Source organism: Chitinivibrionales bacterium, assembly GCA_014728215.1.
Classification (GTDB): domain Bacteria; phylum Fibrobacterota; class Chitinivibrionia; order Chitinivibrionales; family WJKA01; genus WJKA01.
In genome coordinates this window covers 51800-75472 of the sequence record WJLZ01000126.1, presented here as the reverse complement: position 1 = coordinate 75472, position 23673 = coordinate 51800, and the positions used below count along the sequence as shown (strand labels likewise).

13 protein-coding genes are annotated in these 23673 nt (G+C 49.2%); 8 read left to right on the top strand and 5 right to left on the bottom strand.

Features of this window, described 5'->3' with window-relative positions; all coding sequences use genetic code 11:
* The first annotated feature begins 158 nt into the window (after window positions 1-158).
* From GF401_10255 to GF401_10225, 7 genes are all read left to right on the top strand, one after another.
* Entirely contained in the window at window positions 159-329 is a 171-nt protein-coding gene (locus GF401_10255; protein MBD3345431.1) for a hypothetical protein, read from the top strand.
* A gap of 612 nt (window positions 330-941) precedes the next feature.
* On the top strand, window positions 942-5153 hold the full coding sequence (locus GF401_10250) for a PKD domain-containing protein (GenBank protein MBD3345430.1): 4212 nt from the start codon (window positions 942-944) through the stop codon (window positions 5151-5153).
* 63 nt (window positions 5154-5216) lie between these two features.
* The gene (locus GF401_10245) at window positions 5217-7073 is read left to right on the top strand and encodes a hypothetical protein (protein ID MBD3345429.1); all 1857 of its coding nucleotides are present in this window, start codon (window positions 5217-5219) and stop codon (window positions 7071-7073) included.
* Window positions 6979-13236 carry a DUF5107 domain-containing protein gene (locus GF401_10240; GenBank protein ID MBD3345428.1) on the top strand — a complete coding sequence of 2086 codons (6258 nt, stop codon included), beginning with the start codon at window positions 6979-6981 and terminating at the stop codon, window positions 13234-13236. Before GF401_10245 ends, GF401_10240 begins: the two co-directional genes overlap by 95 nt.
* A 59-nt stretch (window positions 13237-13295) precedes the next feature.
* The gene (locus GF401_10235; GenBank protein ID MBD3345427.1) at window positions 13296-16052 is read left to right on the top strand and encodes a hypothetical protein; all 2757 of its coding nucleotides are present in this window, start codon (window positions 13296-13298) and stop codon (window positions 16050-16052) included.
* A gap of 163 nt (window positions 16053-16215) precedes the next feature.
* The gene (locus tag GF401_10230) at window positions 16216-16719 is read left to right on the top strand and encodes a hypothetical protein (GenBank protein MBD3345426.1); all 504 of its coding nucleotides are present in this window, start codon (window positions 16216-16218) and stop codon (window positions 16717-16719) included.
* Window positions 16716-17465: a hypothetical protein gene (locus GF401_10225; protein MBD3345425.1), complete on the top strand. Its 750-nt coding sequence runs from the start codon at window positions 16716-16718 to the stop codon at window positions 17463-17465. Before GF401_10230 ends, GF401_10225 begins: the two co-directional genes overlap by 4 nt.
* Before the next feature lie 87 nt (window positions 17466-17552).
* Here GF401_10225 and GF401_10220 read toward each other — a convergent pair whose 3' ends face one another.
* The 4 genes from GF401_10220 to GF401_10205 form a co-directional block, all read right to left on the bottom strand.
* The gene (locus GF401_10220; protein MBD3345424.1) at window positions 17553-18059 is read right to left on the bottom strand and encodes a nitroreductase family protein; all 507 of its coding nucleotides are present in this window, start codon (window positions 18057-18059) and stop codon (window positions 17553-17555) included.
* A gap of 112 nt (window positions 18060-18171) precedes the next feature.
* The gene (locus GF401_10215; protein MBD3345423.1) at window positions 18172-18573 is read right to left on the bottom strand and encodes a hypothetical protein; all 402 of its coding nucleotides are present in this window, start codon (window positions 18571-18573) and stop codon (window positions 18172-18174) included.
* Entirely contained in the window at window positions 18570-19358 is a 789-nt protein-coding gene (locus GF401_10210) for a cyclic nucleotide-binding domain-containing protein (protein ID MBD3345422.1), read from the bottom strand. Before GF401_10210 ends, GF401_10215 begins: the two co-directional genes overlap by 4 nt.
* Window positions 19359-19638: 280 nt before the next feature.
* The gene (locus GF401_10205; protein MBD3345421.1) at window positions 19639-20040 is read right to left on the bottom strand and encodes a hypothetical protein; all 402 of its coding nucleotides are present in this window, start codon (window positions 20038-20040) and stop codon (window positions 19639-19641) included.
* 218 nt (window positions 20041-20258) lie between these two features.
* Here GF401_10205 and ychF point away from each other — a divergent pair, with 218 nt between their 5' ends.
* Window positions 20259-21329, top strand: coding sequence for a redox-regulated ATPase YchF (gene ychF, locus GF401_10200; GenBank protein MBD3345420.1), 1071 nt, complete (start codon window positions 20259-20261; stop codon window positions 21327-21329).
* 33 nt (window positions 21330-21362) lie between these two features.
* Here ychF and GF401_10195 read toward each other — a convergent pair whose 3' ends face one another.
* Window positions 21363-23603: a hypothetical protein gene (locus GF401_10195; GenBank protein MBD3345419.1), complete on the bottom strand. Its 2241-nt coding sequence runs from the start codon at window positions 23601-23603 to the stop codon at window positions 21363-21365.
* Between the last annotated feature and the right edge of the window lie 70 nt (window positions 23604-23673).

Genomic DNA, 23673 nt, shown 5'->3' with positions numbered 1-23673 from the left:
TTCCTACCAGGGTTTAAGGGCATGGAATGCCCTTCAATTTGAGCCATCGCAGTTAAGAGTCTGCAAATGGTATGTCAATAGCATGGAATATGAAGTTAGCTTCTTTAGCCGGCAAAAGAGGTTATCGACAATCTGCCCGAAAAAACGCAGGCGAAAGAGTGCGACACAATCGATATGCTCAAGGAGTTCGGTTACCGGCTCAAGGAACGGTGGTCGAAGAGGCTTCGGAATGCCGAGGGAATGAATGGGCAAAAATCAGTGCGCCGTTCTGCCGGGTGGTAAGCGATACCGTGTGTCTTTTAGAGATCGATTTCCGGGGATGTCGTTGACTCATTTTCTTTTTCATCCCGACATTTTCAATAATTAAGCGCGAATTAAAACGGGTCGGACCATGTAAAACCGCATTTCCTCCTCCCAATCGCCGATTTCGGGAAATTCTAACCGCTTAAGCACTTCTTAGCGCCCTGTTTTGCCCATCATTTTGGGGGTTCTAAGAAAATAACCATGCGCTCGACGGGGTTTTTAAGCGCTTTAGCAAGCCGGGCAGATAGAATTTACTATTTATATCAGAACCCTCTTTTCAGACATGTACAATTTTCAGATCACCCGCCCAGTACGCTTGGGTGAAATCCGCCGATCAAGCGATAAATCGATTGCCAGCCCTGTTCAGTTAATCAATGATTGTGTAAAAGTATTTCGTGAATACCGAATCGCCTTTTGCCGGGCTCGGAAGCTCACATACGCAAAAAAATATAAAAAATTCAACTAAGTTATTCATATGCTGGATGTTAAGCAATTCATGCATTAAGCGTTTAAAAAATCATTCATTATAATGTAATATAAATGTAACAAGAATTAGCTGAATAAATATTATAATAGTGAGTTATAATACATTATATTGATCGGAGATTCAGCACCTTCACTCTGCTACAGTTCAATATATGCGTCATATGCGTCAAAATAACTACCCTTTGTTATTAAAATTTCTAATCCCGATCATATGCCTTATTACCGGTGTTATTGCCCAACCCACCAGGATCATGCCGATCGGCAATTCAATCACCGAAGGCGATGGTGGCGATGCAACCTATCGTTACTTTTTATGGCACCTGCTCATCGACAACGGCTATGATGTCGATTTTGTGGGGACAAAGTATGGCACCAAAGATGGGCCGTCACCCTATGATTTCGATCAGGACCACCAGGGCACATGGGGAATTCGGTCGGATGAGGTTTTAACACAAATTGGCGATTGGGCACGGGCGACTAATCCGGATATGGCACTCATCCATCTGGGGACCAACGATATCGGTTATGATAACGATATCCACGGAGAAACCGCAGAGACCTGCGCCCATAAGACTTCTCTTGAACTGATGAACATTATCGACACCCTCAGAAGTGTCAATTCGGATATCGTTGTGTTCTTAGCGCAGATAATCCCTGCCTATTTTGATGACTGGGTGCGGGTATTGAATGATTCCATTGGCTTCTATGGAAACGCAAAGAGCATTGCCCGGTCACCGGTGATTATTGTCGATCAGTACAATGCCCTCGAGTATATTGTTGCACCCGACGGTGATTACAAAGACGGCCTCCATCCTAATCTTAACGGACAGGAAAAGATGGCCAACACCTGGTTTGCGGCTGTCGAGAGTTACCATACTATCAATCCCCGCATTATTCCGATGGGGGGCGCCTTTGTCGATTCGGTAACGGTAACATGCTCTACTTCCGCTCAAAACGCATCGCTCTATTATACTCTCGACGGAAGCGTGCCCACGACTGATGATTCGCTCTATCAGGCGCCCTTTTACCTCGAAGGCGATACTTCTCTGGAACTGGCAGTCCGCACCTTTCTTGATGACGGGAGCGATACCAGTTTGACGACGATGGCTTCCTTTGTGGTAACCCCGGATCTGACACCTCCCGGAATTCTTTCGGTCTCCGCTTTAAATGTCCATGAAGTCCTGGTGGAATTCAGTGAAGAAATTACCCGGCCAAGCGGTGAAGATATATCGAACTACGAGATCGATAATTTTGTCTCGGTAAGCGGTGCGGTTATGCAGGATGATTCCCAAAGTGTGATTCTGACAACCGGTTCGCTGATTCCGGATGTGTCCTATAGTCTCACGGTCAATGACATTCGAGACCGTTCCATAGCAGGAAACGTGATAACACCGAATTCCCAGGCGTCCTTTATCCTTGAATCCGCAACCGCGGGAACCTTTATCGAGGAAAACGGTATCTGTGTCATGGAGGCGGAGCATTATACCGAACTCAATCAGCGTGCCGACGAGGTGGTCTGGGTAGAAAGCACGCTGGTTTCCGGCTATGAAGGTGACGGCTATATGGTCGTGCCGAATAACACAGCTCCCGACAACAGCTCCTGGGACAATGCCTGCGAAGTGGCATACGATGTTCAAATCAGCACTCCCGGTACCTACTCTATCGCCGTACGGATGCTGGCACTCAATGGGTATGATAATTCCGCCCGGGTTGGGGGCAATGGAACGGTGATTAACGAGAAGACCTTCTGGGAAGGGAGTTCGAACTGGATCTGGTTTAACGATGGCCAGACTCTGGGAGATTTGAGTGCGGGTATTCACCGGATAAATATCCGGAGACGTGAGGATGGCTGGAAGTTTGATCGCCTGGCCATTGCCCTCGATCAAGCGGACCTGCCCGGCCACCGCTCTCTGGAGGGGGGACCGGCTGAAAGTCAACAAATTTCAAATTCGGAACCTGCACCGCAGATTGATTTTGCTCTTTCCCGCAGGCATGGGCGCGTTCCACTCACCGTCTCTTTTTCGGTATCCAATTCAGGAGGGACGGTCGATTCCTGGCTATGGGATTTCGGTGATGGACAAACGAGCACCGGCATGAACCCGGTGCATACCTATGCCGCAACCGATACCTATTCTGTTTCCCTGATTGCCCAGGGGCCGGGAGGAACCGATCAGGAAATAAAAACCGATCTCATTGTCTGCGATACCCTCTGGCGGATAATGCCGCTCGGTGATTCGAATACCAGGGGCAAATACGGTTATACTTACCGAGCGATAATCAGACAGCGTATCCATGACACCCTCGGTATTGCCATGGACTTTGTGGGTACCGATACAACTGTCGGCGGTTCCCATGGTCCCGGGCCGAATATCGGAACTTCCTATACTGAAGACCAGATGATTGAACACGGCTATGATCTCGAACATGAGGGATGGGGTGGGTATACAATCAACGATATTCGGAATAATATCGACACCTGGTTTGCTGCATCACCACCCGACATTATCATGCTCATGATCGGCACGAACGATATAAACGCATCAATATCCATGAGCACAATGGTAAACAGCCTGGATTTACTGGTTGACGAAATCCTCGCTCGTCCGGTGTTTACGCCTGCGACACATCTGTTTCTTGCCACTGTACCGCCGTGTCAGAATGACGGGCTCAATGCCGAGGCAGTCGAACTCAATTCATACATTCCGGGGATTGTCTCCGACCGGCAGGCACTGGGGCATTCTGTTCATTTTGTCGATGCCTACAATGCCATGGACCGGGTAACCGACCTTGCAGACAACCTCCAGCCGGATAGTGCGGGTTATGCAAAAATCGGTATGGCGTTTTATGGAGCCATGCTCCCTGTTGTCACCGGGGGAAATCAGGCCCCGGAACTGGCCGCTATCGGGAATAAAACCCTTTCAGAAGGAGTATCGGCGCATTTCTCTGTCTCGGCAACCGACCCCGACAATGACGCTGTTCAGCTTAGCACCGGTGCGCTTCCTTCAGGAGCATATTTTTTTGACAACGGCGACGGCACCGGGGATTTCTACTGGACACCTGACTATACGCAATCGGGATCGTATCCCATTACTTTCTATGCCTCTGACGCTTCTTCGTCGGACAGCGAGCAGATAACCATAACGGTCGGCAATGTGCCGGGAAACAATGTCTCGATCGGGGAAATATCCTCAGAAGCCACTGTCTTCCTTTATGGAACAAGCGGCTGGATCGGCGCACAGAAACTCGATCAGGGCGGAACCATTCCGGATGTCTCCCCCGGATATCATATGCTTGTTGTATCGCAGCCCGGCAAAAGGACCGAGTATATCCCCCTGTTTATCAGCGGCAACGACACGACACTCTCATTAGCCTTGAAAGACCTGGTCGATCTGTCGTTTGCAGAAAAAGAGACCTTGACAACCGGTGGGGTCCCGCTTTCGGTCGGCGAGTACTGTTCGGCTGTTTTCGAAGATATCGATCGTGACGGCGATCTCGATTTGCTTTCGGCGCTCAAATCGGGGGTAGTTAGATACTACCTGAATGATGGCGCCGATCTTCTCTTTTACACTGATATCGATCTCGCAATCGCAAATGTTCAATGCATCCGCACAGCAGACTGGAACAATGACAACAGGCCGGACATTCTCTCCGGTGATAGAGCAGGATCGATCAGGGTTCATTACAACTACGGACCGCTGCTTTTTTCACCCGGCGAGCTGATTTTTGAAGTGGGCGCGGAGCTGACCGGTTTTGATATCACCGATATTCACGCCGATAATGTTCCCGATTTTATTTGCGGTTATGCCAACGGGGAAATCAAGACTGTGGTTTACAATGGCCTTTCGTGGGAGTCGCCGGCAAATCTCCTCCTGCATGGCGGCGGAATAATCACCGCATCAGACAGCGTATCGCCGATGGTAATGGAATTGACAGGAGATATATATCCCGATATGGTGGTCATATCGGAAACCGATACCGCAGTCTGGTATGAGCAGCTTCCGGACGGCGCCTGTATTTTCCGGGGTCCGGTCAACAGCGCGGGACAGGCGTTGACGCTTGCCGGGAGAGGGGCTGCTTCATGGATATACGGTGCACCGGGCGAATTTCCCTCACTGGTGCTTACTGAGAACAGCGGGACCGTCTGCAGAATACCTCCGCTCCTGAGGGGGGATATCGATAAAGACGGTATTGTCGGTGCAGCCGACTTGTCGATACTTGGAGATGCATGGGGTGCAACGCCCGACACTTGGAACCAGGCACAGAAAGAATGCAATCTCGATTTAAAATATAATGCTGTTAATAAGCAAGTTATTGATATTATGGACCTTAGGATTCTCGGTGATTGCTGGGAGCATGCACGATAAAAATAAAATGAATTTTTAGAAGAAAAAAGCGGTTTTATTCGTTATATTATACAAATCTTATCTATGCAAGAAAATTCCCACCGATTACTCACCGTTAAATTCCTGCCGGTTTTTGCCCTTGGCATCCTCCTGCTTTCTGTGACATTTACATCAGCGTATGCCCTTGCTGATCATGATACTGCAATTTTTCGCATCGAGCCGGTCAACGATGCCCCCGCTTTTACAATGGGGCAGAAAGTTTCATGCGCCGAAGATGCCCGCCTGGTAACTGTTGATGGCTGGGCTACCGGTGTAATTGCCGGTCCTGCAAACGAATTTGGGCAGACAATGAATTTCGAACTCACTACAGATGATCCTGTGTTTTTTTTCCAGCAGCCATCAGTAGATATTTCAACCGGGGACCTGACCTTTTCTCCGGCCGCTAATGCATTCGGGGATGTTAGTATTACTGTAATCCTGCGGGACAATGGCGGTACTGCCCATAGCGGCATCGACAGCACGCAGCCCCAAACATTTACAATTACAATTACTCCGGTCAATGATCCGCCGGTGATACAGCCGGTTGCCGATCGGGTTATCGATGAAGGCTCTGAACTCTCGTTTGCAGTTGAAGCCGGCGATATCGACGGCACAGTTCCTTCGCTTGTTGCTCAGAACCTCCCGATGGGAGCGGTTTTTATCGATAGCGGTAATGGCAACGGTGGTTTTTTCTGGACTCCCGAATTCGACAAGAGCGGCATCTGGAATCTCACTTTCACTGCCGATGATGGCTTGCTTTCCGACAGCGATCCCATGACAATCACGGTCAATGATGCTGCGAAGGGGAGTATCAGCCTGACCGGGGTGAGCAGCGAAACCGGAGTCTACCTGTATGCATCGAGTGGATGGTATGGTGAGAAGGTCCGTGATGGTTCCGGGGTGATTGCGGATATCGATCCCGGAAATTATCTCATGTCGATTGCCGAAATCGGCAAGCGGAGGGAGTGTGTGCCGGTTACGGTTGGGGCGAATCAGTCAAGCGATATTGCTGTCGGTTTGCGTGCATCTGTTGCCGTGCAACTTGAAACTCCCACCGCGCTGCAATCGAACGGCTTGCCGCTCAATGCCGGGCAGTTTATCAGCGCAGCCATGGGAGATTTCGATAAGGATGACGATCTCGATCTCATGTTTGGAAAAAACAGCGGAATAGTTGACTATTATGAGAATGCAGATGATAATTGCATTCTGGAGCAATCGTTCGATCTTGGCACCACAGGGCTTCAGTGCATCCGGATCGGGGACATGAATAATGATAACCGGCTTGATATTATTGCCGGTTGGAGCACCGGAGCGATTGCTTATTATCCCGGTGGAGCAGGCTTTACTTTCGGCGCAAGTATCGGGCTCTATTCCGCCGCAACCGGTCTGAGCGGTTTTGACCTGCTTGATTTTGATAATGACAACAACCCCGATTATGTTCTCGGGTATACAGACGGCACAATCGAAATTGCGCAATCGCTCAATGGAACGTTTGTCCCGCAACTGGCCGGAGGCGGCAATATTACTGTTGCTTCGTATGCCGCACCACTGGCAATCGATAGCGACGGCGATACCGATGATGACCTTTGCGTCGCCGATGGTTCGGGGAATGTAACTTTGTTTGTTCAAGGACATGACGGCACGTTTCGATCTGCGGGCGGGGTGAATGCCGGAGGTCAACCACTGGTATGTTCCGGAAGGGGAGCGATATCGTCGGTGTATGGGCCTGTCAACGAGTTCATTTCGCTACTACTCGCCGATAACAGCGGCGCGGCCGTGAAAGCCGCCGGGTCCCTCAGGGGAGATTTTGTTGTGGATGGTAATAACAGGATTGATTCATACGACCTCGATGCTTTTGGCGATGCCTGGGAAACTTCCGAAACCGACGGCAATTGGAACTAGAACTATAATCTCGATCTTTCAAACCACGGATCGGGTACGCATACTATCGATGCAATGGATCTCAGGACTTTTGGTGATTGTTACGGAAATGAGAAATAAGAGTTTAAAAGAAATACAAAATTCACGTACCGGCAAGATTGCTTTCAATTGTCTGCTGGTACTGGTTATGCTCGTTTGTGCAGCCGGTCATTCCTTCGCATCGGACAGGCCGGTGAGAATCATGCCGATCGGAAGCTCCAGCACCCATGCCCAGTTTGTAACGTATACCTATCGTTATTTCCTGTATCATATGTTGACAGGCGGTGGGGTCGGTTTCGATTTTGTCGGCAGCCATGATACATTGTATTGTTCGCCAACACCCCTGGATTCATTGCCGGATCCTGAGCATGAAGGCCACTGGCACTGGGGTACCGAAGCCTTTTTTCCGTATATCGGCACGTGGGCCCGTGCAACACAACCCGATATCGCACTCATTCACCTGGGATTTGTGGATCTGCTCGCAGACCGGTACGATGCCGATAATACTGCTGCAGAAATCGGGCAACTGATCGATTCGTTACGGTCGGTCAATCCGGTGATTGTCGTGCTCCTGGCGCAGATCATTCCCATGCCATCACCCTACGATCCGTCAACACTGAATACCAGGATTGCTTCACTGGCATCGGCCAAAACAACGGTCAATTCACCGGTAATCCTCATCGACCAGAACAGCGATATGGTGCATCCTGACGATTACGCTCCCTGCGGGAGTGTCACCGATTCTTCGGGAGCCCATAAAATGGCCGGTCGGTGGTATAATGGTCTTGTCCCGGTACTCAACGAAACAACGCCCCGTATTGCCGTTACATCTCCGGTCGATGGCGGGATCGTTTCTCCCGGAGTGAACATTCCGGTAACGACGGTTGTTTTTTCTCAGAATACTATTAACAAAGTAGCGTTTTATCTCGACGGATCAAAACTTGGCGAAGACAGCGAAGCACCCTATGAATGGCTCATAACGGGTCTTTCGGCGGGCAATTATGCAATCACGGCCAAAGCAATCGATATCAACCTCAATGAAGGAATTTCCGAATCGGTGACGATCGAAGTGGGCAATCTGCCACCTGAGGTTACGATTCTCTCGCCGCTTGATCGTAGCTGGTATACCGCTCCTGCCGATATCACACTCACTGCAGAAGCAATCGACAGTGACGGCTCCATAGCATATATCGAGCTCTATGAGGGATCCACACTCCTGGATCAGGTTTCTACCGAACCGTACTCGCATTCACTGACCGGGCTCACTCCGGGAACCTATACCTATGCCGCCCGGGCTATTGACAACGAGGGTAGATCGGCGGTGTCCGACAGCGTGCTGGTCCGGGTGCTGGAACAAGGATTGTATCCTTTTTTGGAGACTGATGGAACCTGCATAATGGAGGCGGAGAATTGTTCGTATCTGAATGCGCGCAATGATGATACTCAATGGGCGCAGTGGGCCGATCCTGCCTGCGGAAACGGCGCTTATATGCTCGCCGGGAATTCATCACTTGGGAGCGGCACGCAGGATTTCGGATGCGAAATGGTTTTCGAGGTTTACATTACCACTCCCGGCTATTATTTCCTGGCCGCACGCCGGAAAGCTCCGACCTCAAGTCATGATTCAGCGTTGCTTGGTATCGATGGCAAACCCTATGGAAGCCGTATAATCGAATGGGTATCAACCGATTGGGCATGGTGTCAATCGTATTCGATCGGATATCTGTCGGCAGGCATTCATTCGGTCCATATCAGGCGGCGCGAGGACGGCCTTGGCATTGACAAGATAATGATCGCTCGAACCGTTTCGGATCTGCCGCAAAACGGGTCGGTGGAAATTGGAGGAGTTCAAAGCCCGTATATGACCGGACAGGATCCTGTCGCTCATGCCGGTGATGACCGCACGGTCGACCTCAATACCCCTGTTACTCTGGATGGGAGCCTGTCTGTCGATCCGCAACCGCTCAGCTATTCCTGGTCGCAAATCAGCGGACCAGCCGTGTCCCTTACCGGCGCTCATACTGCCCAGCCGGCTTTCACTGCCGACCGGCATGGACGGTATGTTTTTCAGCTCGAGGTTAACGATGGGAACGCTGCTGATACTGATACGGTAGCGGTGAATGTCCGGGTGTCGGTTGTTGAAGGAACCGAATCGGCCGATTTTCTCGTTCCCACCCTCAATACCAGCTATTACATTCTCTGGGCCGACAGCAGTCAGAATGCAACCTATCTTTCTACCGGTAACGGCGGAACGGTCAACCGGTCGTTCAATACCCTGAAACTTGACAACGGATATGTTGAGGTTGTTGTTTCTCCCGATCTCGGCATGCGTATACTCCGGGCGCTTGACAAGTCGACAGCTCTCGGGCGGCAAATGTTCGCCGAATATTCCGATCCGGTAAATCCGGTTCCCTTTGCGCAGAATTTCGGAGGAGTGAAACCAAGCTTCCCCTATGTTGAAAATTCAACCGGCATGATCGATCTCAATGGCGAACTCAATTACAAGGCAGGATACTATATCGAAAATAACGATGACGGCAGTGTGGATATTGTTATGAATATGCGGTTCGAAGAACACCAGAATCAGGAAGACGCCGGTTTTCTGGGAAAGTATGGAGATAAAAATCTTACCTCTATTGTAACACTCGAGCCGGGACACGCCGATTTCAAAGTCAGGTATATCGCCGAGAATCCGAACCCTCTGCGGAGAAATGATCGGATATGGAACAACGCCTGTTACCCTGATGTTTATGGTGCCGGAGGACAATGGCTGTTTCCCACAAAATGGGCGTTGTCCCATTTTGCAGAAGAGATATGGGATATCGAAAATGATGGTCCCCTTGACAACCCCCAGGAGGCACTTGAGCAGTATGGTTCCTATTTCGCCTTGAATCCTCAGTATCCCTTTGCCGGTACCTGGTATCCTTCTCCTGATGCAAATCATCTTCGCATAGCCGATCCGGTGAAATATCCGGGGTGCAAGATTTATAATCATGCTAATAATTCTGACCCTTATGAGTTGTGGGGGTCTACCAATAATGTGTTCGAAGTTCCCGAGGATTTTGTCGAAACCTTTGAGACCAATGATCTCGAATACCGGTATTATATGGCCCGTGGGATAGGATTGTGTGAATACGCCAATGACCATATTGCAATCGGCGTCTCGGGCGGCACATTCAGTTTGACCGCACCTTACGACAATAGTATTACCGTGTATGAGTACAACGAATCATCCAGTCCAATTCTGGAAAACAGCTTGGTGGGCCCCGGTATCGTGCTGACCGGTTCCTTTACTCACGGTCTCCGGATCACGGCTGGTGGCGAGGAACTCTGTAACGTGCAGCTCCCTCTTGTCTATGAGGACAACAGCGCCGACTGGGCCGCCCTCCGGGAGAGTGCGCAACGCTCCGATCTTGCGCACCACCTTCCCCTCGATGCATCGCATGGATTGAATTATGAACTCGAGGATGTGGCGGCTAAAACCCGGGTACTCAGCAGTCTGGCATCCCTGCTGGCGGTTGAAAATATTACTTCGGCCGATGATCCCGATATTCTTGTTTCCATGGCCAATGCCGCCTATCGCCACGGTGGTTTTGATGTCGTGGCCAGATACTGTGATTCCATCGGTGACCGCCGTCCTCAGCAGACTGCCTATCTGCAGGCACTTATGGACCTGGAAACAACGGGAAGCGGTGATTTCAGCAATACCCCCATCGAGGGTAACTATTTCAAGGCACTCCAGTATATCAAAGACGGCACCCCCTCACTTGCCCTTGCGGAGCTTGATGAGCTTCTTGCTCAGCGCCCCAATGCACTTCGACCGCGGCTCATGCGCGCTTGGCTGAATAACGACATCGACGATGCGCTGATTGCAGTGGAAAACAATCCCGGGTCGATCGAGGCCTGGACCGTGCTCAACGAACTAGGCTACGCCGGGGCGGCAGATAAATTAACCGGCCTTCTCGATCAGAATATTCATGCCACCTACCGGATGAATGACTTTTTGGATGAATTACAGAACGGCAACTGGCGGCATGAGCGGCGCTTTGAATATGAGCATACCTGGTGGGAAGAGATCGACCATATAATGCCTCTTTTTCCTGATAATCTGAAATATGTCCCCTCAGGGGTCAATCAGCCACCCACCGTGGTACTTACTTCGCCGGAAAATTACAGTACCTCCTCCTCTGGTTCGGATATCAATATAACGGCAACAGCCGATGATATCGACGGAACCGTTACTGTAGTGGAATTTTATGAAGGATCCACGCTTCTGTGGACCGATAACACGGCGCCCTACTCCTTCACCTGGACCGGGCCCCTGTCGGGAAGTTATACGCTTACAGCCGAGGCCGTTGACAATCTGGGGGCGAGCACGGTCTCGGATCCGGTCTATATCACTGTTGGAGAGGTCCTGGCCGGTCTGTTTTTAGAACAGCATGGAACCTGTGTCATGGAAGCCGAGCATGCACACCGGGTTGACCAACGATACGATGTCACGAACTGGATTGAAGCGACCGCGGTTGCCGATTATATGGGCGATGGATACATGGAGGTACCTGATGGAACCGGCGGTGGGGATGATACCTGGGATGCCAATTGCGAGCTTGCCTGGGATGTTCATATTTCTACTCCCGGGACCTATCATATTGCGGTCAGATACCGGGCTCCCGACGGTGGAAGTAATTCGGCCAAACACGGGGTTGATGGTATCATGGCCTGTGCCGGTGATTTCTGGCAAATCGTTTCTTCTTGGAACTGGTTTCACGGAACGAATCCTCTGGGATATCTCGATGCTGGAACGCATACGGTTCAGATCCGGAGGCGTGAGGACGGCTGGCAGGTCGACCGGGTAATGATCGCACTCAATACCGCCGATTTTCCGGCCCATCTTTCTACCGATACCGGACCGGCGGAAAGTGAACGATCGCAGTCGCTCTCCGATATTACGGTAAATGGTATTTCGCAGAATGGGAGAGCTTTCCTTTATGGAACGAGTGCCTGGCAGGGCGATAAGATGCTCGATGGAAGCGGTGTTATTACTGATGTAAACCCGGGTAATCACCTGCTCGTTCTTCGGGATCCCGGTAAAAGAACCGAATATATACCCCTCCTGCTTGAGAGACAGGATACCACGGTTACCGTAACCATGCATGATGCGGTCCGGATAACCTTTGGAGAAAAGGATACCCTCACATCCAACGGGTCAATAATCGATCTGAATGAGTATGCATCGGTTGTTCGGGATGATATCGACCGTGACGGTGATGTGGACTTGCTGGCGGGCGTTACTTCGGGGTTAATCCATTTTTACGAAAATAATGGGAATGACCTTATCTTCTCCTCCGATATCGATCTGGGAACTTCCGACCTGCAGTGCATCCGTATCGCAGACTGGAACGATGATAACAAACCGGATATTCTTGCCGGTGTTTCAAATGGCGATGTCACGATTTACTATAACCAGGGAAGCATGACCTTTGGAAGTGGGCAGATCCTTGTGAACTGCGGGGATGATCTGACTGGATTTGATTGTTTCGATAATGATAACGATGATGATCCTGATTTTATCTGCGGCTACGCGACCGGTGAGATAAAGATGATAGGCAATAACGGAAACGGTTTTGATACTCCCGTGGCAGTACAGACCTTTGATGGTTTGGCGATCCAGGCTGGCGACAGCGCAGCGCCCCTGATAGTGGAGCTCTCCGGTGATGAATATTCCGATCTTTGTATCACCTCGGCCTCCGATACCCTTGTCTGGTATGAGCAGACCTCTGCGGGTACGTACATGTACCGGGGCGTGGTAATGTCGGCGGGAATGCCCATAAGGGCAGCGGGAAAGGGCACACTTGCCGGATCATATAATGCTTCGGGGCAGTTCATTTCATTGCTTGTTGCCGATACCAATGGGATCGTGGTAAAAACAGACGGTGTCTTATGCGGTGATTTTGTTAGCGATGGTTCTCAATGCGTGGATGTCAATGATTTGAATGCCTTTGGCGATGCATGGGGATCTGATGAGGATGATGCCGGATGGGTATGGGAATTAAATTTAGATCTGGTACCCGGAAGTTCAGGGATACAATGTATAGATGTAGCCGATTTGCATATTTTTGGAGATTGTTATGGAAATGAAAAATAGCCATATATATATTGGAATTATTCAAAAAAGGAAAATTTGATACTAAAGGAGGAATTCGTATGGTGAAGAACGCCTGCCTCATTACCGCACTGCTTTGGATAGCAGCGGTTGCCGGACCCAACCAGGATGCGACAATCAGCATTGACATGGATCCATCAACGGCCGGAATCCAGAATACACTCTCATCCGATGCCGGAACGTTCTGGGTGTTCGTTACCGCCGGTGCAGTCAAGAATCTGGATACCTACAGTTTCCGGATGACATACAATACCGACAGCCTGGAGTTTATCAGTGCGTCATGGAGCTATGCCGGCACGAATAATATCCTCACGCTCAACGGCGGTTCCACAATCGGGCAGTCCGCACCGGATACGCTTGACGGCTCACCTGATACGGTGGAAGGCTGGTTGACGTTGATTGGTGATGATACCCTGCAGGCGCCTGACGGTTCCGGGTTACTTGCTGCGATACAGTTCCGTTCGCTTCTCGGCCCTTTGAACAGTACGGCAATCCGCTCTGCATTGGGAGATTTTGTCGATTCGGATGGCGAGAGGGACCTGGTCGCATCGGGTAATCTTTTTAGCGGTTCCTATACTTTTACTCCAACATTTACAATTAACGCAAGTGCTGGTACAAAAGGGAGCATATCCCCGAACGGCACGGTCAATGTGACCTATGGCATTGATCAGTCGTTTACCGTCACTGCGGACGATGCCAACGGCTATGTGATCGATCAGTTGCTTGTTGATGGATTACCAATTGCCGCGGCAGCGGGAGTGAGCAGCTATGTTCACGCGTTTACGAATGTGACCGCCAACCAGGCGATCTCTGCCAGCTTTGTTCTCCGGACCCATACGATTACGGCAAGTGCAGACCCAAACGGGAGCATTACTCCGAATGGCACGGTTAATGTGACCTATGGCAATGACCAGTCGTTTACCGTCACTGCCGACGATGCGAACGGCTATGTGATCGATCAGTTGCTTGTTGATGGATCACCGGTTACGGCGGCAGCGGGAGTGAGCAGCTATGTTCACGCGTTTACCAATGTAACCGCCAACCAGACGATCTCGGCGAGCTTTGCTCTCCGGACCCATACGATCATCGCAAGTGCGGGCTCAAACGGAAGCATCACTCCGAGCGGCACGGTTAATGTGACCTATGGCATTGATCAGTTGTTTACCGTCACTGCGGACGATGCCAACGGCTATGTAATCGATCAGCTCCTCGTAGATAATGTGGCAGTGGGTGCTGCTTCCCAAGCGAGCAGCTATATTTACAGCTTCACCAATGTAACCGCGAACCACACTATATCAGCCGGCTTTACGCTTGATAACTACAGCTTGACAATCAATGTGTCCGGCGCCGGTACTGTAACCAAAAATCCGGATAAAACGTCCTATGCCCATAACGAGTCGGTACTGCTTGCTGCAGCACCCGGATCTGCCGGATGGTATTTCAAGGAATGGCAGAATAGCCCGATTAATGGTTATAAAAATCCGTCCCAAACGATTATCATGGACCAGTCATATTCAATAACCGCGGTGTTCGAGCCGGGAGGAGATATTACGGTTGAGTTGCCGAATACCGGAGGAAATGCCGATGTCTTTCTGTTTGCATCGAGCGGCATGAATGGGAGTAAGAAACTCGATGGTCCCGGCACTATCGACAGCGTGATCCCGGGAAATCATCTGCTCTGTGTTGTCGAACAAGGGTTCCGTCCGGAATACAAACCGGTACTCGTGCAGTCCGGCATTACCACTGCTGTATCGGTCAGTCAACGGCCGGTTGTGCCCTTTGTGTTCGATACCACTAAGGCCGTTTCGTCGGGCGGCACGCCGATACAGACCGGAAGTTACAACAGCGCAGCCATGGAAGACATGGACAATGACGGTGACATGGATCTGCTGATCGGTCGCGGAAATGGTACCTTTGACTATTATGCAAATTCCGGAACCGATTACGTATCGGCAACCGATCCCCGTAATGGAACCGGATCCGATCTTGTTCTCAGCGGAGGAATCGTGTGTCTGAGAGTCGTTGACTGGAATGCCGACGGGAAATTCGATCTCCTGGTTTCGAATAACAATAATACTATAACGCTGTTTAAGAACATTTCGTACGACAATGAACTGGTTTACGATAACGGCACGGTACTGTATACCTCCACAGGAAATATCACCGGCTTTGATCTGAGCCTGGAGAACAGCGATGAATATCCGGATCTGGTGATGGGTCTGGATGATGGATCGGTGATGGTTGCCTATGCGCAAACGCCCTTTGACTGGAATGCACCATCGTGGGCAACTGCAACAAATCTGGCAACGTCATCGGGAAATATTGTTGCGGGTTTCGATGCCGCTCCGTGCATGATGGATCTCAGTGGAGACGGTGCAAATGATCTTTTGGTGGGCAATGCCGCCGGTGATGTTCTCTATTTCAGGAACCGCAATGACGGCACCTATCAGGAAATGGGGGTGATGTATTCTGCAGGGCAACCACTGAGCGCCGGCGGCGGAGCGGCGATCGGCAAAAAATACGGCGATGAGAATGATTTCTTGTCGATCGCACTTTCCGATGGAAACGGGCAGGTGTACACTGCACAGGGATGGCTCAGAGCGGATTTCAATCACGATGGCACGGTCAGGGTTGAGGATCTGTCGATATTCGGCGATACCTGGCACCTTGAACAAACTGATACCGATTGGGAATGGATTACCAACCTGAACCTTAATGCCGATGCCGGATCCGGTAATCAGATTATCGATGTTCAGGACCTTTCAATTTTTGGTGATAGTTGGCATAAGGAAAAGTAAAGGAAAGAGATGATGGATGTTGTTTGCTGGTTGCTGGACCCGGATTTTAGTGATTCGAGTTTTGGAATTTAAAATTTACCAGTGTGGCATGGGCTTCCAGCCCATGACCTGTTGACCTGTTGAACCTGAAAAAGTATTGAAACTTAAAAATGTGGAGAATTTTATGAAACACTTTACCGTAAGCCTGGTAATGACGGCGTGCATGCTTTTTGCTGCAGAAACTGCGCCGATAATTTCGCTGCAGACCGATACTGAGAATTCCTCCGCTGGTGATCAGATCAAAATACTTGTCATGATCAAGGATGTCACCAATCTCGATACCTATTCTATCGATATTGTGTATGATCCGGAGATTCTGGAACTCAAGCAGACGGCTGTTGAGGATCCTTTTGCGGGAATCCGTAATGTCCTGAGTGCCGGGAACGGAAAGATCATACCGGTGATCAGGAAAGAGGAGGGGACAGTCAATATTTCCGCAACGCTTACCGGTACCCATGCTACAGGAACAATACGGGAAAATGCCGCACTGGGAGTGCTGATATTTACTGTGAAGGAAACAGCGCAGACGGTGATTACCCTGAAAAATGGTGAGTTGCTGAATAACAAAAGAGAAAAAATAGATCCCGTTACAATGCAGGATCTGGTAATCCACAAGGGGGACGAATGATCAATTTACGGTTGTGCATGCTGATCTGTGTCATTGTTTTCGCAGCAATAGCAGGCCCGAATGAAAATGCAAAGATTTATGTCGACCTTGACTATCAGACGCCGGAGATCGATTCGGTTGCGCAGCTTGCGGGGACATCGGTAGGGATAGCAATAAGGGCTGGTGATGTTGTTAATCTTGATTCCTATGAGTTTTTTCTGAGATTCGATCCCTCGGTACTTTTCTTTTCCATGGGCCAGGCGGAGACAATCGGCTATTCGAACATTTTCAGGAAAAACAGCTCGGATGAGTTTTTATTTTCCTGCGGTTTGGAAAGCGGGCATACAGACTTGTTGACTATCAGCAATACTCTGACCGGCGGCATAGATTCGGTTGCAGCGCCCGATGGTGACGGGATACTTGCTCTTATTATGTTCGACATTGTCAGTATGGAATCCTGCAGTCTCTGGCTTGAAGGAGTCCGGTTTTGCGACTATGAAGGCGATGTTAACTGCGAAGTCATTACCCGGTACACGCATGGCGCGCTCGATTATGATCTGACGCATGCGAAAAGGGTTTATACAGAAGAAGCAGCGCTATATGTAAAAAGTATTTTTCAAACAAGAGTATTTGATGTCCGTGGTCGGGCAATTGGTGGACGAAGTATCGAAATAGTAAAGCCGGCGAAGGGAATATATATCCAAAAGATCGCGGATCAACCCAGTTTTGGCTGTTTAAAGATTGCTGACTTTAAGAAAAGTCGCTGAATTTAGTTTTTAGCTAGTGAACATCCCATAAGGTAGCGGTATCGCCGGCGGATACGACCTGCACCCCTCATGTCCGGAGCTATCTGTTCACCACTTCTCATAATGCACACATTTCGAATTATACCTCGACCGCGGTGGTTTGGTTTCATCGGGATAGCCTAGGGCAATTACCGAAATGGGAGTGATATTTTGAGGAATAGACAAAATTTCCCGAAGATGCTCCACTCGTTCCTCGCGGGGATGCACTCCAAGCCAGACCGCACCCAGATCGAGAAGGGGTGCGGCGACAAGGATATTCTCTATGGCTGCAGAGCAGTCCTGGAGCATATAACTGAGTTGATTATCATGAGCAACATTCTGATCACCGCAGACAACGATTCCGAGTCCTGCCCGGGCAAGCATTTTACCGTTCGGAAGCTTTTCGCATACCTGGGCAAGCATGCTTTTATCCCGAATCACCACAAAACGCCATGGATCCTTTGCGCAGGCCGACGGCGCCGCCATGGCTGCATGAAGAAGCGCATCGACTATCTCATCGGAAATTTCTTCGTCCTTGTACGATCGAATACTCCGCCGGGAAAGAACAGAGGAGATTTTATTAGACAGTTCTTTATTCATTACATTCCCTCCTTTCTTTCATGTACTGGATGCTGGTCACTGGTCTTGGTATCCATTATCTTGGTCCATTATCCCGATTTCCTCCCCCTCACAATGTCAATGTCGCCCGATACACCCCCTGTTCATCGACAGTAATAGGGAAGGTTCGCTTGCGAATTTCATCATAAAGCTTCGCCTGTGGACTCCACATATCTTCGATAGTTAGCCGTGCATGGGCACGATTGTTCACGACGAAGGTGACCGGAAGAATCTGTTTGCGGATTTTAAATTCCAGATAAAACCTTCCCTGCGGATCGATCTCGAAGACCCGGGGAGAAACATATATCTTCTCCCAGTTGCGGGATAATGCAACAAAAACATCGTCGGAAGGCTTATATCCTTGGATAGTGCCGGTCATCACAACCTTGATTCCATTTTGGCAGCCGGTTGCAATGATGCCTGCCGCAAGCACCAGGATAAGGGTTCGTATGTGTAAATATGATCTGGTCATGTTAGTGATGATATCCTTATCAGACGGTCATTAACTTCAGTTAAGCGATTGGCCAGTGTCCGTGATACGGAAAATACTAAAGTGGGGCGGTACTTAATAATTTTTTCGAACTGATCCCCGCTGATTGCCTGGATCAGACACCGGGATTCGGCAATTACCGTCGCTGTACGGGTGCTTTCGGTCAGGAAACTCACTTCGCCAAAAACCTCTCCGGCATTGATAGTTCCTACCTGGGTATCTTTGACCGAGACAGCAGCTTTGCCTTCGATCATCTCAAAGAGATTATCCGGAGCATCGCCCTCCTGGATGATTACCTCGCCGGATTGATATTGCCGAATATCGACATCAGGCTTGAAATCTTCACCGGCGAACAGGGAGGTCAGTGAATGCATGATCGTTTCATTCATCGAATGATATTCCAGCCAGTTCGTCGCCAGTGACTGATCCTTTCTGAGTACGGATAAAAAACGTTCATTATTAAGTACCAGCATTTCGGCGGCGAATTCGGAAGTAATTGCAAGTGGCAATTTGTTTCCTGCAGAGGGGACCGAAACAATATCGCCGTTTGAATAAAATCGGATAAACTTATTGTCGTAAAAATATTTAAATATGCCGGATTGAATGATTACTACCGATGATGGGCAGGTTCTGGTTAATGAAGTATTCTTGGTGAATTTCTGCAGGGGAACTTCTTGTGCAATTGTCGCTGCAATTTTCTGCGCAATTTCTTTGCTTTGAGCATAGAGATCGGCAATTTCCCGGGGAATATCGATAATAGTCAGCATCAAAAAATGCTCCTTTTGCCCAAAATGAAAAAATAGTCGAAAGGATATAGTGACAAATGGTATTTATTTTACTATAACATATCTGAATCCATAGGTATGTGTCATATTTGTTTCCGGTTCAGTTATATGTCGCCGGGAACACCGCATCTTTTGCTCGATTCAAAACCATGCCCTCGGGAGCATCGGTGGTGTTTCTTGATGGATAAGTAGGGTTGCTGATGCATGATAGCGTGATACACAATCCCAAGACCATGAGAGAGAAAAAAGCGTTCTCGAGCATTTAGCTCATGCCATGCCGTTCCGATCCGATCATCGAGCGAATGGACCTGAGCATTTCTTTCTGTTCTCTTTTATCTTTGCGTTCATCCTGCAGCAGCGGTTTTTCCGGAGCGCGCTTGCGGATAATAACCCGCCGATGGCCGTTTTCTGTTTTTTCGGTTTCTCTCTCTGGTTTTTTCGGCGGTTCGTCTACAGGTTCCTGAAGTCTGGATGCCATTGCCCGTGAAGTTTTTGCCCGTCCGGGTGACCGTCGTTTTTTTTCCGGCCCCTGCTTACCAAATAATTCCAGTGACCGTCGCAAAGCGGCAATCTCACGTTTTCGCACAGGGGTTTCAGGCATGGAAAGAAGGTGCTGAAGTCGCGCTTTAGCTTCCTCAACATCAAATCCGCGGTTGCTCATCATGATGTTTCTGTCCTTTATTTTAAATCAAACTATACTATAAATATAATTTAAAATACTAAATAACTATGCTGCGTATGTATCATGATTTTCTTTCCATTTTTCATTGAAGAATTGGTAAGATTAGGCCTGACGGGTATTATTTAGCTCAATCCGGGGCATAATCACTCTCTGATATTTCATATATATTATTTTAACAAGTTTTTTAACCTGGAGAAAAGATGAAAATTGGAATATTAGGGCTTCCCAACAGCGGTAAGACTACGCTTTTTAATGCATTAACCCGTTCAGAAGTGCCGGTAACAGTCTATGCCGATGCCAAAGCTGAACCTCATCTGGGGGAAGTGGAGGTTATCGATGAGCGGATAACATGGCTCAGTAACCTTTATAATCCTAAAAAGACTACCTATGCCCGAATAGAAATGATCGATTTTGCGGGCGTGTCGCAGGGAGCGGCAAAGGAGGGCTCCTTATCGGGGGAGCTTCTGAGACTGATTAAAAATACAGATGCACTTGCGGTGGTGCTGCGCAATTTCCAGAGTGATCTGGTCGGCGCACCTGAGCCGGAAAAGGAACTGAACATTATCACCGAAGAGCTTCTGCTTTCGGACCTGGTAATTGTCGAAAACCGCCTTGAAAAAATTGAGGCAGGATTTAAGCGGGGAATAAAAAGTAACGAAATCCAGCTCGAACAGTCGGTTTTGAAAAAAATACATGCACAGCTCGAAGAGATGAAACCGGTGAGAGAGCTTGGATTATCCGAAAACGAAATGAAGCTAATTAAGGGATTTCAGTTACTCACGCAAAAACCTGTTCTTGCAATTGTAAATTCGAGTGAAGAGCTTTTTGGGAAAAATGAATCACTCCTCGAATCAATCGGCAAATCCTACAAGGTAATTGAGTTTGCCGGCAATTTCGAAATGGAGCTTTCACGGCTTACCGATGAGGAAGAAATCGCTCTTTTCATGGAAGACATGGGTATCGGCGAATCTGCACGGGATTGTCTTGCCCGGGCAGCTTATGAGCTGCTGGGCTATATCAGTTTTTTTACTGTTGGTGAAGATGAGGTCCGGGCCTGGACTATTGTGAAGGGCGATACGGCGCTGCTTGCAGCGGGAGCGATTCATTCGGATTTGATGCGCGGATTTATCAGGGCCGAGTGTTTCTCCTATGCCAACTTAAAGGAATCGGGTTCTGAAAAGGCTGTAAAAGAAAAAGGGAAGTTCCGTCTTGAAGGCAAAGAGTATGTTGTCAATGATGGTGATATCCTCAGTATCAGGTTTAATGTGTGATCTGCCTTTTGTCCGGTAATATCACGTCCCCCTTCATTCCGCCACAAATTTTACAAGACGAATTCCCGGGGCTGCATCGAGATGCTTATCCAGCATTATTACTTTGGAGTCCTCTGCGGTTATTCGGGAGATGAACCGCCCCCCGGCCGAATAGACGGCAATTGATTTTATCTTCCGGCCTCGGGGGATATGAATCCGCCCGTCAAAGGGCGCCATGATCCACGGAGCGGGGAGAGGCTTTGATGGTTTTGGAAGATTGACTGCCCTGTTTTGTAACGGCGCCGGAAGTGGAAAATCCGGAAAATCCTGGGGGGGCCAGAGCTGGAACGTGTGCACTCCTTTGCTCAGTCCCTGAATCGGTCCCGGATCGGCGGTCCCGTCCTGCGGGATAGCATTGCCGAGGATATCGGTATCCAGACCGGCTACCGGTTGTGAGCTTAAACTCGATGGATCATAATCGATCGTTATCGTCAGTTCATTGGATAGCAGATTGTAGGCTGCTTTACATTCAGAACTTATGATGCTGTTTTGATCATTTGCGGTTCCGTTGTTGGCCCAGTATGCCTGCCACTCGGAGAACGTGAGAGCGGCTCCCCGGTAATTTGAGGCCTTGTGTTGAGGTGCCGTCCCGACAAGTGCGTTTCCGATATCGTCACACACCATCTGGATCATCATATTCCAGTCGTCTCCCCATGGGCGGAGGCCACCGCAGTATTTATTGATAAAAAACAAACGGCTCAATGCCGAACCGGTGAAAACATTGTAGTCACTGTAGCATTCCCCGAATTCATCATCCACACAATCGGTAAAGGGCCAGCTCATATGGCCTCCGAAGTTTCTGAAAAAGAGGGTGTTGTACATTCTGTTTTCGTAGAGCTGAGCACTCCTCCGATCGGTGACAATGCGCATGAGATGACCTTCACCATAGGACCCATAACCGTCGGAGCCGGAGGATGCAGCGAGCAGATTATGGGCATAAGTCACGCTTGAGGCATCAGGGTGATAAATGCTGTTATAGCCGTTACCGACAAGGATATTGTTATCCACGAGTGTCGCTGTCGAGTGGGGGCGCTGTAGTTCAAACATCATACCATAGGCGGTATTTGAAACGACAATGTTTTTTGTTACTCGTGCACCCGTAAAGCCGGCATCCAGATAAATTGCCTGACATTTATTATTGCGAAACAGATTGCCTTCAAGTATACCATCGTTGAACCCATGTGTTTTAATGGCTCCTTTTTCGTTGCCGTCTATCCGAAGGTAATTCGTGCCTTCGATGATATTGTTTACAATGCGAACATTGTGCGTGTAGCAGCCCATAAGACCATTGGTACCGTTGTCGGTAATGAGATTGTTACGGATAAGATGATACCCGACTTCGCTTCCATTAACAGTGTTGTCCTTTCGTTCGATATCGTCTTCATCGGATTCAACACCGAAATCGATTCCGATCCCCTTTGCATGCCGGATAACATTATTTTCGATAACCCAGTGGTTTCCGGAACGGCATCCGAGTAATCCTGCCTGGGGCGGATAGCCGGGCATGTACCAGCTTGCCGGATATTGATTACCGCAATGTTCCATGATAAAACCTTTGACAGTAATATAACCGAGCTCCCGGAGGTGGGGCGCAAAGACCCGTCGCTGTGTCGTTATCTCAACCATGCTGCTGTCGGGATTTTTTCCTGATGGAAAACAGAGGTAGATGTTTTTGCTCAGGCTGTCATACCACCACGAGCCCTGAAAGAGTTTCCCTTCTTCATCAACTTCAGTCATTCGTTCACCATCAACAAATACCTGACCCAGCGTTGCCGCAGGGCTCGATCGTGATCCGATAAGTTCTATTTCAAAGGGATTGGCACCGTCATATTGAGAATCATCGGTAAAGAGTGCCGGGTCGGGAGATGCGTAAAATGTATTTGCCTTGGTGGTCAGCGCTTCCCATGATGGGTCCCAGATATTTGAGCCTTTGAGAAATACCGTGTCCCCGGGAAAGGCCATATAGACAATTGGGCTCCCCGGTTCTCCTCCCTGGGGAGGGGCTATCCGGCCACGGTAAATACCCTGATGTACCATGATCGTATCACCCGGCTGAGCACGATCGGCGGCCGCCATTATTCTGAGAAAAGGTGCAGGCAATGAACCGTCTCCATTTTGGCTTCCCGTCGTCGCAGAGACATGATATGCTCTTCCACTAAAAGTATTGACCACGAAGATCAGGATCGATAACAGTACCGGGGTTTTGTGCCGAAAGAAAATTATGATATTTTTCATACTATGTCCGAATGACAGGGGATAATTAATTCAGTCGATTATGAATTTATTAAATATCTAATCGATTTGT

Bases quoted from the DNA above. Each gene is read 5' to 3' on its own strand.
- GF401_10205 (MBD3345421.1), bottom strand. From the start codon at position 20,040: ATGATGAGCAACCGCGGATTTGATGTTGAGGAAGCTAAAGCGCGACTT.
- ychF (MBD3345420.1), top strand. From the start codon at position 20,259: ATGAAAATTGGAATATTAGGGCTTCCCAACAGCGGTAAGACTACGCTT.
- GF401_10225 (MBD3345425.1), top strand. From the start codon at position 16,716: ATGATCAATTTACGGTTGTGCATGCTGATCTGTGTCATTGTTTTCGCA.
- GF401_10245 (MBD3345429.1), top strand. From the start codon at position 5,217: ATGCAAGAAAATTCCCACCGATTACTCACCGTTAAATTCCTGCCGGTT.
- GF401_10250 (MBD3345430.1), top strand. From the start codon at position 942: ATGCGTCATATGCGTCAAAATAACTACCCTTTGTTATTAAAATTTCTA.
- GF401_10215 (MBD3345423.1), bottom strand. From the start codon at position 18,573: ATGACCAGATCATATTTACACATACGAACCCTTATCCTGGTGCTTGCG.
- GF401_10235 (MBD3345427.1), top strand. From the start codon at position 13,296: ATGGTGAAGAACGCCTGCCTCATTACCGCACTGCTTTGGATAGCAGCG.
- GF401_10230 (MBD3345426.1), top strand. From the start codon at position 16,216: ATGAAACACTTTACCGTAAGCCTGGTAATGACGGCGTGCATGCTTTTT.
- GF401_10210 (MBD3345422.1), bottom strand. From the start codon at position 19,358: ATGCTGACTATTATCGATATTCCCCGGGAAATTGCCGATCTCTATGCT.
- GF401_10195 (MBD3345419.1), bottom strand. From the start codon at position 23,603: ATGAAAAATATCATAATTTTCTTTCGGCACAAAACCCCGGTACTGTTA.